Annotated in this window: 14 protein-coding genes; 8 read left to right on the forward strand and 6 right to left on the reverse strand. The window is 38.9% G+C overall.

Features of this window, described 5'->3' with window-relative positions:
• The first annotated feature begins 5 nt into the window (after positions 1–5).
• The 4 genes from C4S38_RS08825 to C4S38_RS16050 all read left to right on the forward strand — a co-directional run bounded on the left by C4S38_RS08825 (position 6) and on the right by C4S38_RS16050 (position 2,499).
• Complete coding sequence (locus C4S38_RS08825) at positions 6–803, forward strand: zinc ribbon domain-containing protein (protein ID WP_103983433.1); 798 nt, start codon at positions 6–8, stop codon at positions 801–803.
• A gap of 2 nt (positions 804–805) precedes the next feature.
• Positions 806–1,156 (forward strand): hypothetical protein, encoded by a 351-nt coding sequence (locus C4S38_RS08830; protein WP_143813338.1) that lies wholly within the window; start codon positions 806–808, stop codon positions 1,154–1,156.
• Positions 1,157–1,382: 226 nt separating this feature from the next.
• Complete coding sequence (locus C4S38_RS08835) at positions 1,383–2,225, forward strand: MuF-C-terminal domain-containing protein (protein ID WP_103983434.1); 843 nt, start codon at positions 1,383–1,385, stop codon at positions 2,223–2,225.
• A 40-nt stretch (positions 2,226–2,265) separates the two neighbouring features.
• Positions 2,266–2,499, forward strand: coding sequence for a hypothetical protein (locus C4S38_RS16050; protein ID WP_099463683.1), 234 nt, complete (start codon positions 2,266–2,268; stop codon positions 2,497–2,499).
• Here the strand turns inward: C4S38_RS16050 and aroB are convergent, their stop codons facing one another.
• Both aroB and alaS read right to left on the reverse strand, forming a co-directional pair.
• Positions 2,500–3,564 carry a 3-dehydroquinate synthase gene (gene aroB, locus C4S38_RS08845; RefSeq protein ID WP_103983435.1) on the reverse strand — a complete coding sequence of 355 codons (1,065 nt, stop codon included), beginning with the start codon at positions 3,562–3,564 and terminating at the stop codon, positions 2,500–2,502.
• Between the two features lie 171 nt (positions 3,565–3,735).
• On the reverse strand, positions 3,736–6,357 hold the full coding sequence (gene alaS, locus C4S38_RS08850; RefSeq protein ID WP_103983478.1) for an alanine--tRNA ligase: 2,622 nt from the start codon (positions 6,355–6,357) through the stop codon (positions 3,736–3,738).
• A gap of 95 nt (positions 6,358–6,452) precedes the next feature.
• On the opposite strand from alaS, the gene C4S38_RS08855 reads away from it, so the two are divergent.
• From C4S38_RS08855 to C4S38_RS08870, 4 genes are read left to right on the forward strand one after another with little or no spacing between them, the layout of a single operon-like run.
• Positions 6,453–7,436 (forward strand): M23 family metallopeptidase, encoded by a 984-nt coding sequence (locus C4S38_RS08855; RefSeq protein WP_103983436.1) that lies wholly within the window; start codon positions 6,453–6,455, stop codon positions 7,434–7,436.
• A gap of 14 nt (positions 7,437–7,450) precedes the next feature.
• On the forward strand, positions 7,451–7,843 hold the full coding sequence (locus tag C4S38_RS08860) for a MerR family transcriptional regulator (RefSeq protein WP_099463686.1): 393 nt from the start codon (positions 7,451–7,453) through the stop codon (positions 7,841–7,843).
• A gap of 52 nt (positions 7,844–7,895) precedes the next feature.
• Positions 7,896–8,291 (forward strand): DUF3127 domain-containing protein, encoded by a 396-nt coding sequence (locus C4S38_RS08865; protein ID WP_099463687.1) that lies wholly within the window; start codon positions 7,896–7,898, stop codon positions 8,289–8,291.
• 9 nt (positions 8,292–8,300) lie between these two features.
• A complete protein-coding gene (locus C4S38_RS08870; RefSeq protein WP_103983437.1) occupies positions 8,301–9,248 on the forward strand; it encodes a calcium/sodium antiporter in 948 nt (315 codons plus the stop codon).
• A 73-nt stretch (positions 9,249–9,321) separates the two neighbouring features.
• Here C4S38_RS08870 and C4S38_RS08875 read toward each other — a convergent pair whose 3' ends face one another.
• The 4 genes from C4S38_RS08875 to C4S38_RS08890 form a co-directional block, all read right to left on the reverse strand.
• Complete coding sequence (locus tag C4S38_RS08875) at positions 9,322–11,607, reverse strand: RelA/SpoT family protein (RefSeq protein ID WP_103983438.1); 2,286 nt, start codon at positions 11,605–11,607, stop codon at positions 9,322–9,324.
• A gap of 92 nt (positions 11,608–11,699) precedes the next feature.
• Positions 11,700–13,274, reverse strand: a complete 1,575-nt coding sequence (locus tag C4S38_RS08880; protein WP_103983439.1) for a lytic transglycosylase domain-containing protein — start codon at positions 13,272–13,274, stop codon at positions 11,700–11,702.
• Between the two features lie 10 nt (positions 13,275–13,284).
• Positions 13,285–13,968 carry a DUF5683 domain-containing protein gene (locus C4S38_RS08885; protein WP_103983440.1) on the reverse strand — a complete coding sequence of 228 codons (684 nt, stop codon included), beginning with the start codon at positions 13,966–13,968 and terminating at the stop codon, positions 13,285–13,287.
• Positions 13,965–14,849, reverse strand: coding sequence for a ParB/RepB/Spo0J family partition protein (locus C4S38_RS08890; RefSeq protein ID WP_099463692.1), 885 nt, complete (start codon positions 14,847–14,849; stop codon positions 13,965–13,967). Before C4S38_RS08890 ends, C4S38_RS08885 begins: the two co-directional genes overlap by 4 nt.
• Between the last annotated feature and the right edge of the window lie 3 nt (positions 14,850–14,852).

Consider the following 14,852-nt stretch of genomic DNA (forward strand, 5'->3'; position numbering starts at 1 on the left):
AGGATATGGAAACGACAGAAGAAAAAAATAGTAAAGAATTACAAAACCAAAAAATTTGTCCTAACTGTAAAATAATATATCATAAGGAGAGATCCGAGAATTGTTCCAATTGTGGATCAAAACTGATCCACTTATACAAAAATTGTCCACATTGTAAAAAAAGAATAGAAGAAAACGCTAAATTTTGTCCTAATTGCGGATATAAATTAATAAAAGAAACCGGAAAGAAACAAAATGTCAATTTACTATCTTTTATATGCATACTCATTTTAGGTATTCTCTTTTGGGGAATTATTCTATCGGATAATAAGGACACTAATAACACTACAACAAAGCAACAACCTGATAGTATTCAATTATCAATAATTAGTGATGCAAATATTTCATTTGAAGACTTAAATGCTCTTGAAGAAACTTTTCAATTAACAATTACAGAAATAAAAACAGGTATTATTCCTGTTAATCCCTTTCAAGAGGCACCAATGTTTGTCATATCATTCCAAAATAATAAGGACAAAGATGTCATTTGGAATAGTGATAAAGATTTTTGTAAATGGAGAGTAGTAATTGGAAACGAAGCATCTCCTTCATACCATATGTATCATGGGCCAAGTTTGGATGATCCTATTTCTCCAAACCGATCTACTTTTATTGATAATGCAGGATTACAGGTACGTATAGGATCTGAAAAAATAAAAAGGGAAGATGTTCTCATTGAAATTTTAAATCGCGACAGCAAGAAGGTTGCCTCTTTTCCCGCAAAAAAAGAGTTTATAAAGAATATGAAGTCTTTAGGATTATAATGATGGAAGAAAAGATAAAAGCAATAATAGACCACTTGAAAAAGGTTGGATTTGATGATGAACGAATAGAGAAGATTTTAAGTATAATCTCTATTGAAGAAGCATATGAGAATTTGCAAAGAAATAAAGTATTAAAGAATGTCATCAATATCATAGGTATTGATAGAGTTGACAAAGGTGCAAAGAATATGGGAGTAACAACCGATGTTTTTGCGAAAGAATTTGACCGTTGGAATGATAGTGGGAATGTCCAGATAATAGAAAGGGCTTCTAAACAAGAGCAGGAAAATCTCACAAACAAAATGTTTGACACGATGATTAAAAATGCGAATGAACTTAAAAGAAAAAATTAAAAATAGTATCAAAACATATATTGTATGAGATACATTAACGACTTTTTCACTTGCGACATTCTATTTATTAGTGTAAAGAAAGGGTTCTGAAAAATACAGAAAGGATTCATTCCAAAAAACAATACCTTTCAAAACAAAGGAAAACATCATAAATTCTACAGATATTCAAAAATCTGTAGAATATTTTGAAAAATATTTGCTCAGAAAGTCTCTAGAACAAGATTTGATGAAAGTTGAAGGAGGATTTTTTGAAAAAGGGAGAAAAGCAGAGATTGGTGAAATTAGAAGATTTGGAGATTCTGATTGGAAGAAGACTGCTGAAGGATGGGAATATCTTAGAAAGAACAAATTATATCAAATAAACGAAAGGTTTAATGAAGATCTTGAGAAACAAATAAAAGGAGAACTTCCAAAAGGGTATAAGTACAATATTGGTTATCCAGAAGATAAATTATTAAGTGCTGGATTTCCGAAGAGAGAAATTCATATGATGGCTACATCTTTATCTTTAAAATCGAGCGATAAATATAAGAATAAACATCCTTTCAATTTGAAAGACATAAAGAATTTACCTCTTGCTCTGAATAATCCTATATTTGTATTAAATAGCAAAACACAATCAACATCAAAAGTTGTTATTACTGATTTAACAAGTAATGGTATAAATATTTTGGTTGCATTACAAATAGATTTTAAAGAGAAAGATGCTATCGTTATTTCAATTAGGAGTATTTATCCTAAAGAAAGTCTTAATGCAATTAAAGATTGGGTTATGAATGGATTGCTTATATGGAGAGATAAAGAAAAGTCATTGAAATTTTCATCCAAACTGCAGTCCAATTCCGCAGAAGTTGGAGAAAACAACAATGACTTTCAACAGAAATTGAAGAGATTTATTAATCCTTCCTTTTCTGAGCATAAAGATATACTAAAAAAGTCGATGGAGCAACAGTTTGGTCCTGAATATTTTGAAAAGGCCAAGAAAGGAGCTGAAATTGGTACAATAAAGGAATTTGGAGGAAAGAAGTACATCAATGATTCTTTGATATTTTGTTGTCCCTATCAATAAAAGGTCTGACCTTTATACTAAAATAAAACAAAATATAAATATGGAAAAAGAAAAAATGAATTTGCATTCATTTGCAACAAAATATAGCAAATGTTTTATGAAAGTGGTAGGGAGAAATAAAAAAAGAGCTAAACAATCAAGTCTAACTCCTTATATATCAAAGCATAATAAGTTTTTTAAATTTATTTTTGCTCCCTTCCCCCAGACGCGTACTCTAACCGGGCTGAGCTACATCCCGCTTTATTTTTACGGGTGCAAAGGTAAACTATTTTAGTTACACTCCAAAACTTTCACGGTAGAAATCCAACGACTCGAGAATCTTTTCCTTCTCTACATCCTGGTTTATGCGGACATCACCAATATTTGCAAGCAAAGTAAAGTTGATAACACCGCCTTCATTCTTCTTATCATGCGTCATTAATTCGTATAAGCTTTCATAATCCTTACAATCAAACATAAAAGGCGGATAATACTCTTTGATATAATAAACGACCTGGCTTAATTTGTCCATAGGGAAGTTGCAAAATTTATGAGACAAATACAATTCGCTAACAATACCTGCAGCCACAGCATGGCCATGCAATAACGGCTTGTTCTTTTTAAACGACAAACTTTCGTAAGCATGGCCTATTGTATGCCCGAAGTTTAAGGCCTTCCGAATACCTTTTTCTTTCGGATCTTCCTCCACTATTTGTTCTTTAACAGCCACCGACTGAGCAACCATACGATTAAGGAATGTATAATCTAATTTCTGATCCAAATCAAAAAGCATAACAGATGCATACGTGTCCATGGAACTGATTAATCCATGTTTTATCATCTCTGCATATCCGGACAAAAGATTATTCCTGTCCAACGTACTCAAAAATCCGCAATCAATAAATACACATAACGGAGGATAAAAAGAACCTATCTCATTCTTCAATCCATTGAAATTAATCCCGGTCTTTCCTCCTACAGCCGCATCAACCGAAGCCATCAATGTAGTTGGAATATTAATAGTATGTATTCCACGTTTAAATGTCGCTCCGGCAAAGCCTCCCATATCCGTTATCATGCCTCCGCCTAAATTTATAAGTAATGAATTACGTGAGGCCCCTTCATTAGACAGCCGTGTCCAGATATAAGAAATTTGTTCCAAATTTTTATGCATATCTCCCGCCTCAACAGTTATAACCGGAGCATCTTGTATTGCCGGAACACTTTGTATTAAAGGGAAACATTTTTCCTGCGTATTTGTATCCGTCAGGATAAAAAGTTTATCATAATTCAGAGAAGACAGAAATTCCTGTAATTCAACTTTCAGATTTTCGCAAATTAAAACTTTTTGATCTGACATACTTATTCTTATTTAATTGTAGCTTTTACGACAAAGGTATTATTTGTATTCTTATTATCCAAAGAGGCATAAAAAAATCCTCCGGACGCAAACTGTAAATCAGAGGTGCATCCGAAGGATTTTTTATTTTCTTCCGAGAGAAATCTAAATTTCTTCCGAATAAAACTTCTTTTACATTAATCCAGCAGCTTCGATGACAGTATTTACTGCAATAGACAGGCCATTCAGATTCTTACCTCCTGCTGTTGCAAAGTGAGGTTGACCGCCACCGCCACCCTGGATATGTTTAGCTGCGTCTTTTACCATCTTTCCGGCATTCAAACCGTCAACAACCAAATCATCGCTAAGCATAACCATCAGTGTGCATTTGGCATCGTCTACGATTCCAGCAACAAAAAGGAAACTACCTTCTGTCTCACTTTTAATCTGAAACGCTACATCTTTCATCGCATCCGGGTTACCTTTGCCTATAAAAGTCATTAACTTCACACCATTACGTTCGATCGCTTTAGCTACAATATCCTTTTTCAATCCGGCAGCTTTTTCCTTGATATAATTGTCCAGCTGCTTCTTCATATCTAAATTTTCTTCGATAGATTTCCTGATAGCCAGTGAAATGTTTGGCATATTATTAAATAAGGCACGAACTTCATTAAGCAAATCCTGCTGTGCATATACATAATCTTCTGCACCTTCCGCCGTTACAGCTTCAATACGACGAACGCCTGCTGCAATAGAACTTTCGCCTATAATACGCAACGAACCTATCATACCTGTAGCAGGAATATGTGTACCACCACATAGTTCCACCGAGCTTCCATATTTTACAACACGAACCTCATCACCATATTTTTCTCCAAACAAAGCCATGGCGCCCATTGCTTTTGCATCGGCAATCGGCACATTCCGATGTTCTTCCAGCGGATAGTTTGCACGAATCTTTTCACTAACCAAACGTTCCACTTTACGAAGTTCTTCATCTGTTACTTTCTGGAAATGTGAAAAGTCGAAACGTAAAGACTGGGGAGACACATAGGAACCTTTCTGTTCGACATGCGTACCCAACACTTCACGCAATGCTTCATGCAACAAGTGAGTAGCCGAGTGGTTACATTCACACTGCACACGTTTCTTTTCATTGATCTTTGCCGTAAATGTTGCTGTTACATCGTTTGGCAATTTAGCGATCAAATGAACCGGTAGATTGTTCTCACGCTTCGTGTCAATTATTTCAATCTTCTCGTCATCCGAAATCAACCAACCGGTATCACCTACCTGACCACCCATTTCGGCATAAAAAGGCGTCTGATCCAAAACAATCTGATATAACGTCTTATTCTTTTGTTTGATCTGACGATAACGAAGAATTTCGGCTTCACACTCAAACAGATCATAACCAACAAATTTACTTTCTCCTTCTTTTATAGTGATCCAGTCGCCAGTCTCAATAGCAGCCGCGTTACGTGCACGTTCTTTCTGCTTCTGCATTTCAGCATTGAACTCATCTATATTGACTTCCATTCCGTTTTCACGCAAAATCAGTTCAGTCAAGTCCAACGGAAATCCGTAAGTATCATATAAAGTAAATGCGTCCACTCCGTTCAGGACATTTGTTCCGGCAGCTTTAGTATCTTCCATCTTCTTATCCAGCAAACGAATACCTGTTTCCAATGTACGTAAGAAAGATTCTTCTTCTTCCTTGACAACCTTTTCTATCAATGTCTTCTGTGCAATCAATTCAGGATAAGCATCACCCATTGTCTCAATCAAAACAGGCAACAATTTATACATAAATGCTTCGCGCCGTCCCAGGAAAGTATATCCGTAACGAACAGCACGGCGCAAAATACGACGAATTACATAACCGGCCTTGGCATTAGAAGGTAACTGTCCGTCAGTAATAGCAAAAGCAATCGTACGGATATGGTCGGCAATTACACGCATTGCCACATCTTGTTCCTTATCATTGCCATATACAGTTCCAGCCATTCCGGCAATTACCTTGATAATAGGCTGGAATACATCTGTATCATAATTAGACGTCTTGCCTTGAAGAGCCATGCACAGGCGTTCAAATCCCATTCCTGTATCAATCACCTTTGCCGGTAGTGGCTCCAGAGAAGCATCTGCCTTGCGGTTAAACTGCATAAAAACCAGATTCCATATCTCAATAACCTGAGGATGGTCTTTATTTACCATATCCTGGCCGGGAAGTACCTTGCGTTCTTCTTCCGGACGGAGGTCTATATGTATCTCAGAGCATGGACCGCAAGGACCCGTATCTCCCATTTCCCAGAAATTATCATGCTTGTTACCATTGATAATATGATCTTTCGGCAGATATTGTTCCCAATAGCCGGCTGCTTCATTATCACGTTCAAGCCCTTCGGCAGGGCTACCTTCAAATACAGTAGCATATAAACGTTCTGGATTCAGTTTCAACACATCCACCAAATACTCCCATGCCCAGTTGATGGCTTCTTTCTTGAAATAATCGCCAAAAGACCAGTTTCCCAACATCTCAAACATGGTATGGTGATAAGTATCATGGCCTACTTCTTCCAAATCGTTGTGCTTGCCACTTACACGAAGACATTTCTGTGAATCCGCGACACGAGGAGATTTACGAGGAACATTCCCCAGGATTATATCTTTAAACTGATTCATTCCTGCATTGGTAAACATCAATGTAGGGTCACCTTTTACCACCATCGGTGCAGACGGCACAATCTGGTGATCCTTTGAGGCAAAGAATGCTTTAAAGGACTCACGGGTTTCTTTTGCTGTCAACATATCTATTATATAGTTCTCGTTAATATTCTGAAAAACAATTTGCAAAAGTACTGCAAATTATTATTTTTGCACACATCCAAGTAATAAAAAAATCAATGGGACTATTTAAATCTCGTAAAACATACTATTTTTATAACCCAAACACCCTCAATTATGAGCGCGTTTATCCCTCTGGCAGAGACCGCTTTTTTACAGTAATCCGGCATTTAAGCACCGGCATTGTTTTTGGTGTGGCAACATTCTTTGCCATGATGTACTTAGTAGATTCACCCATGGAATCGCAACTAAGGAAAGAAAACAAGTTGATGCAAACGCAATATGAAGTACTTTCATTACGGCTAAGCAATGCATTGGAGACACTTGATGACATACAACAACGAGATGAAAATTTATACCGTGCTATCTTCCAGGCAGAATCAATTCCGGAATCGGTACGTAAATCCGGTTTTGGCGGCAGTAATCGATACGAGCATTTAATGAATTTATCCAATCCGGAGCTTATTGTTTCAACCACTCAAAAGATGGATATGTTGCGAAAACAACTATATATTGAATCCAACTCTTTGGAAGAACTCATCTCTATGGGCAAGAATCTGGAAGAACGGAGCAAATGCATCCCCGCTATCCAGCCTATATCAAACAAAGACCTTAGGCGTACAGCTTCGGGTTATGGCGTACGAATCGATCCGATTTATCGTACTCCGCGTTTCCATGCAGGTATGGACTTTTCCGCTAAAATCGGGACAGAAATTTATGCTACCGGCAATGGAGTTGTGACTTCTGCAGGATGGAAGCAAGGTTATGGTAACTGTTTGACTATAAATCATGGTTATGGATTTGAAACATTATATGGCCACATGAGCAAATTCAAAGCCCGTGTAGGACAAAAGGTTACTCGTGGAGAAGTTATAGGGGAAGTAGGCAATACAGGGAAATCCACCGGGCCTCACCTGCATTATGAGGTAATTGTACACGGTAAACACGACAATCCTTCCAAATATTACTATATGGATCTTACACCTGAAGAGTATGACCGTATGATTCAGATTGCAGAAAACCATGGTCAGGTTATGGATTAATTACTTGAAAGGCTATGGGACTAAAAAAAAATAAAAACCAAAAGCTATACTTTTCCATAAGCGAAGTGGCACAGATATTCGACGTCAATGAGTCTACGCTACGCTTCTGGGAAAAAGAGTTTGATATCATACGTCCGAGGAAAACCAGTAAAGGAACCCGTTTCTATAAGCAGGAAGATATCGATGCAATACGCCTTATTTATCACTTGGTAAAAGAACGGGGCATGACGCTTGCTGGTGCACGGCAGAAACTTAAAGATAACAAAGAAACAACCATAAACCAAGAAGAGATCGTAAACCGGCTCAAGCAAATAAAAGAAGAACTACTTACCCTAAAAGCCGCTTTTGATCTCCTTGACCCTATAGATATAGACCAGGTTGTTGATAAAAACGAACCAAACATCTAGCATGTTACAGGTAAAAAGGGTAACTTCGCAGTCAATTAATAAAACGATAAACATGGAAATTACTGGAAAGATTATTGCCGTACTGCCAGAGCAAGGCGGTATAAGCAAAACTGGAAACGAATGGAAAAAACAAGAGTATGTACTAGAGACACACGACCAATACCCTAAAAAGGTATGCTTCCAACTTTTTGGGGCCGACCGGATTGCACAGGCAGCCATACAGCCAGGAGAAGAACTGACTGTTTCTTTCGACATCGACAGCCGTGAGTACCAGGGACGTTGGTTCACCAACATCAGTGCATGGAAAATCGAACGTGCAGGAGCAGCTGTAACCCAAAACCCGGCGGAGACTATCACTCCGGATAATTTCGCTCCGGCAGCAGCACCGATCGCATCACCTGAACCTGATTTCGGACCAGCCAACCCGATAGACGATTTACCATTTTAAACTAATTGTATGAATATCGTCCTGCTTCTTGGCGGCTTAGTACTTATTCTCGTAGGAGCAAATGCTCTTACGGATGGTTCGGCTTCAATTGCTAAACGCTTCCGCATATCCAATTTGTTTATCGGGCTTACGATCGTTGCTTTCGGAACATCTGCGCCTGAGTTAACCGTAAGTGTCGTATCGTCTTTGAAGGGAAGCGCTGATATAGCAATAGGTAACGTAATAGGCAGTAACATTTTTAATACTTTAATGATCGTTGGCTGCACGGCAGCCATCGTCCCGATCAATATAACAAAAGGGACATTAAGCAAAGAAATCCCGTTGTGCATCCTTGCCTCCATAATTTTATTTATTTGCTCAAACGACATGCTCATAAATAAAGCCCCGGCAAATATCATAAGCAGTAGTGACGGGTTAATTTTACTTTGCTTCTTCCTTATTTTCTTAAGTTATACATTTGCCATTGCACATAATAGAAATGCAGAGACCGAGACATCTATTAAAGAATTGCCCGTCTGGAAATCTTCTTTATTCATTCTGGGAGGATTAGTCGGGCTTATCTATGGAGGACAATTTTTCGTAAACGGAGCGTCAGGCATTGCGCGCAGTTTGGGGGTAAGCGAATCTGTTATCGGACTTACATTAGTAGCCGGCGGAACTTCTCTGCCCGAACTGGCAACATCTATAGTAGCTGCCCTGAAAAAGAATCCGGAAATGGCGATTGGAAACGTTATTGGTTCCAACTTATTCAACATATTCTTTGTACTGGGATGCAGTGCAGCTATCAGCCCGATGAGCATACAAGGTATTACCAATATGGATTTAGGAATCTTGATTGGCTCCTGCATTTTACTTTACATCTTTGGGCTACTTTTCAAAAAACGGACAATAACACGGTGGGAAGGTATCTTCATGGCTATATGTTATGTGGCCTACACTGTCTACCTGATATACTAAATAAAAAAAGTAAGCATCCAGACCGATCCGAATGCTTACCTTTTTTTATTTGAATGCCTACCCTTTCTCATGTTCAATCGGCCACGCGTCCTACCGACTTGACATTATTGATTTTAGAAAGCGTAACACACATTTTCTGTATATCTTCCACATCGTGTACTTTCATTTTGATCTTACCTTCAAACACTCCGTCTTTTGCCTCTATCAGCAAACGCTGGATATTAACATTAAAATCATCGGAAATTATTTTAGTTATCGTATTAAGCACTCCCATCGAATCGATACCTTTTATTTCTAATGTGGCCTCAAAAGAAGCATTCTTATGACTACTCCACTCTGTATTCAGAATACGTTCACCAAAACTGCTCTTCAAACGCATTGCTATCGGACACGAACGCTTGTGTACAACAACGTTTCCGTCATCATTAATAAAACCCAGTGCTTCGTCACCCGGAATAGGTTTGCAACATTCTGCTATAACATAGTTACGTTCAAAAGCTTCTTCCCGAAGAATGTATGGCTTCGATTTATCAAATCGAGGTTTTTCTTTCGGTGTTTGTTCTATCTCGGCCTCTTTAGGTTTAGTGCCTACCCGCAAAGCCTGCTTTACATATTTAAACAGAACATTATCAGTCTTCTCCTTCAATAACTTCTTTATATTTTCAGGAAGAACCACATCACCTTTTTCCACAGCACAGAAAAATTCTTCACGCTTGGAAAAACCAAAATACATACAAAGTTTGTCCAGATTAGAAGTGTTCGGCTCCATATCTGCACGCTTAAATGCTGCAATAACCTTTATTTCTCCAGCCTTTGCTGCTTCTTTACGTACACGTTTCAGTACAGCGTCAATCTTAGCTCTTGCCTTCGCTGTTGTAACAAAATTCAACCATTCTGCCTGCGGTTCCTGAGATCGAGAAGTAAGTATTTCCACCTGATCTCCACTAGCCAATGGATGACTTAAAGGAACCAAACGATGGTTTACCTTTGCCCCTATACAATGATTGCCAACATCAGTATGAAGAGCATAAGCAAAATCCAAAGATGTAGCGCCTTGCGGCAAAGTTTTTATGTCGCCTTTCGGAGTAAATACAAATATTTCGGAAGTAAACAAGTTCAGCTTAATCGTATCAAGAAAATCCAAAGCATTCGGATCCGGACTTTCCAGTATTTCCGTAATTGTTTGAAGCCATTTATCCAATTCGGTATCTTCTTCAACATGATGCTCTTTATACTTCCAATGAGCAGCAAAACCTTTCTCTGCTATTTCATCCATACGACGGCTTCGTATCTGGATTTCCACCCATTCTCCATCCGGCCCCATCACTGTAAGATGCAGAGCCTGATATCCATTTGCTTTCGGACGGCTCACCCAATCACGGATACGATCCGGACGAATACGGTATATATCCGTAATAGCCGAATAAATATCCCAACACTGATTCTTTTCATCTACGCCGGGAAGCGGATCAAAAATGATACGAACAGCATAGATATCATAGATATCTTCAAAAGTCACCCCTTTACTTTCCATCTTATTCCATATAGAATAGATAGATTTAACCCGGGCACGCATCTCATAGCTAAGCCCCATAGCTTTTAGTTTCTTATCTACAGGCTCTGCAAAATGTTGAAACAAAGCATTACGGGCTGCTTCGGTAGATTTCAGCTTCTCTTTGATGAATTCGTACTCTTGGGGATGTTCATATTTAAAGCTCAGGTCTTCAAGTTCGGTCTTAATAGAAAAAAGTCCTAAACGATGAGCCATAGGTGCATAAAGGTAAAGTGTTTCGCCGGCAATCTTGAATTGCTTTGCCGGTAGCATGGAACCCAGTGTACGCATATTATGCAAACGGTCTGCTATTTTAATCAGAATCACCCTGATATCATCACTCATGGTAAGAAGCAACTTTCGGAAATTTTCGGCCTGCGCAGAAGCCTGTTCCCCAAATATACCGCCCGATATCTTTGTCAGGCCGTCTACAATCTGGGCGATTTTATCGCCAAACATATCGCGAATGTCATCTACAGTATATTCCGTATCTTCTACAACATCATGCAAGAGGGCGGAGCAAATAGAAGTAGATCCCAGCCCCATTTCCTTACATACAATATGGGCTACAGCTATCGGATGCATTATATAAGGTTCACCCGAACGACGTTTTACACCGGCATGTGCTTGATTAGCAAAATTGAATGCTTTTGTGATACGTTCCACCTTACGGCGGTGATTAGAAGCTAGATAATCTTTCAGAAGAGCATCGAATCCTTCTTGAATCATTTGCTCATCAGCCGATAAAGCAGGTTTCGCCTCGCCTGCACTCTGTATATCTTTTGTGTCCTTTGTATTATCCTCCATGATCACCTTTCCTCCTGTTTATAAAAACATCTCTAGCCACAAATATACAAATATTCAGAAGAAGGGCATCACAAAGCAAGGAAAATAGCAGGTCAGCCCACAGGAATTTTCAACACTTGTCCGGGGCGAATATCAGAACCAGACAACCCGTTAACCTTTTGCAACGACGATGCTGTAACACCTGGATACTTCTGTGAAATTGAATAAAGCGAATCTCCGGACTTCACCTTATAGGAAACGAAGTTTTTCCCCACAAGCGGCAAACTTGCCTGCTTTGAGTTAGAAGCATCTTTATCAACCATGGTCTTCCGTGCAGCAGTTGTTGCTGTATTTTTATTGTCTCTCTTTGAATTTTGGCTGGAAGCAATTGCTACGCCGCCATTATCTACAAACAATTTCAAACGCCTTCCTTTTGCAACTCTATTCGATTTCAGACCGTTCCATTTACGAATATCCCGAGCGGTCACTCCATAACGATTAGCAATCGTATACAAATTTTCTCCTGCACCTACAATATGAGTAATCTTTTCCTGAGTTACCGAACGTGATAAATTCTTGCTTGCACCGGTTACAGGAATACAATTTGCCAGTAAATCTTCTGCACGATGAGTATATACAGTGTCCTCTTTGTCTACAAAAGCATACGTTTCAGCAGCAGGAAGCTTCAATACTGAAGCTTTTGCATTCCCTGGAATAATATCTCTTTTATATTGCGGATTCAAGGCACGCAGTTCTTCTATACTCAGATGAAGCAAATCTGCAACCTGCTGTAAATGCAACATTTTATTAACCATTATCGTATCGGTAGCCAAAGGAAGACTTGTCTGCATCGGGCAGATATTATGATCACAATAATAATTCATTATATAGTTGGCTGCAATAAATAACGGCACATACGAACGGGTTTCTTTTGGCAAATATGGAAAAATATCCCAGAAATCCGTTTTTCCACCCGAACGTCGAATTGCTTTGTTCACATTACCCGGACCGCAATTGTAGGAAGCAAGCACCAGATTCCAGTCTCCGTAAATTGCGTACATATCCTTAAAGTATTGACAGGCTGCTTCGGTTGCTTTTAAAGGATCACGTCTTTCATCAACCAAACTATTAATCTCCAAGCCATAACTTTTGCCGGTTGGCAACATAAACTGCCATAGTCCGCAAGCTCCAACTCTCGACAAAGCCACCGGATTCAAGGCACTTTCTACAACAGCAAGATATTTTAATTCGATAGGCAAGCCATGTTTATCTAGCACTTGTTCTATAATAGGGAAATAAAAATCGGCCATACCCAACATATAGCGTACCAAATCTCGTTTACGATCTGCATATAAATCAATACAATCGCGCACGATCTTATTATATGGTAAAGAAATCACGCGGGGTAATCTATCCAAACGCTGAATATAGATAGAGTCTGGGAAATAAACATTTTCAACATCATCATGGCAATATTCATCTACCTTAGAAAAATATTGCACATGCCAGGTACGGAACAGACTGTCTACATTTGCATCCAGACTCTCCGGTATCAAGCCCACCTCCTCAGCAATAGAATCTGCTGACAAGGCCGAATATTTTTGTTCGCCGTCTGTCTGTGTTTGGGCATTCACAGGTCCAAAAGCACAAACTAAACATAACAGGGCAGTAAGCAGGTACGTTTTCATTTATAATTAATCAGAATGTTAAACTGCAATTCAAGCCATACGTCCGGGGACTATAATGTGTCTTCGGAGTAACAGTAGGTTCAAGATGCATTGACAAATCCGGGGATATGTCAAAATCAAACAATTGGGCATCAATATAAGCATCTATAATACTCAGGAAATAAATACCGACCGTAATAATAATGCTCAAATCACGATAACGCCGGTAAAAGTCCTTCCTGCTCTTCAACTGACTATGAAACTGTGTATTTTTCACATATTCAGCCGCATCACGCCCGTTAGGTAAAAGCAAAGTCCAACTATCATGCCAATCTTTCTCCGGCAACGGATTCCCATTATTATAGTCAATCAAAATATCTTTATAAGCCGCAGAATAATCCTGATAGTTCTTATTATTCCATGTTATAGCATAAAGACATCCCATGAAACCTCCATATACGATAGGCAGTTTCCAGTATTTACGATTATATATCTGTCCCAATCCGGGAACTAATGCTAAAAGTGTTGCTTTGGTAGGGCTCGGTTTAAATTCCATCTTCATTTTCGTAGCAGCCGGAACAACAATCGAGTCGGCACTTTTTAATACAGCCATGACAGACGAATCGGGAGCAGCTTCAGGCAGATTTTCCTGCGCACGCATCACACACGGGCAGCCTAACATGAATATTAAAAAGTATATGATTATATCTTTCATTTTAACTTATCCAATAAGCTTATCAACTTTTCCAGTTCTTCCTCCGAAGCAAAAGGAATAGTAATGCGCCCTTTACCTTTTTCATTACATGCTAACTGTACTTTTGTATTAAAGAAACGGGAAAGATGATCTTTCAGCAGATTAAATTCTTCCGGCAACATAGATTTCCGGGAGGGAGCAATCTCATTCTTCTCCCGTTTACCTCCTTCTGTTGCGTTACGAACCAAATCTTCTACATTACGAACAGAAAGCCCTTCGGCCAATATTTGTTCATATAACGCCAACTGAATCTCCGGATCTTCTACCGAAATCAGAGCCCGTGCATGTCCCATATCAATCTTTTTATCCTTCAGTCCCATTTGTATTTCTGCAGGAAGTTTCAAAAGACGCAGATAGTTAGCAATCGTCGCACGCTTCTTACCTACCCGTTCACTTAATTTTTCCTGAGTAAGCCCGTAATTATCTATCAATTTCTGATAAGCCAAAGCAATTTCAATGGAGTTCAGGTCTTCGCGTTGTATATTTTCTATCAACGCCATCTCGACAACATTCTCGTCGGCCGCCGTTTTAATATAAGCTGGTATTCTATCCAAACCAGCCTTCAAAGAAGCACGGTAACGACGTTCTCCGGAGATAATCATATACTTATCTGTCCCGGTTTCTTTTAAAGTAATCGGTTGAATAACGCCAAGGGCACGGATAGAAGTTGCTAATTCTTCTAAAGCTTCTTCTTCAAAAACAGAGCGAGGCTGGTTTGGATTAGGCTGTATTTTACTTAATTCTATTTCACTAATAGAAGAAGAACCACCTGTTTTCAGATCGTCCATCGTAATCAAAGCATCCAATCCGCGGCCTAAAGCCGATCGTTTCATTACTGCCATAAA

The organism is Parabacteroides chinchillae, from assembly GCF_900108035.1.
Classification (GTDB): Bacteria; Bacteroidota; Bacteroidia; order Bacteroidales; family Tannerellaceae; genus Parabacteroides; species Parabacteroides chinchillae.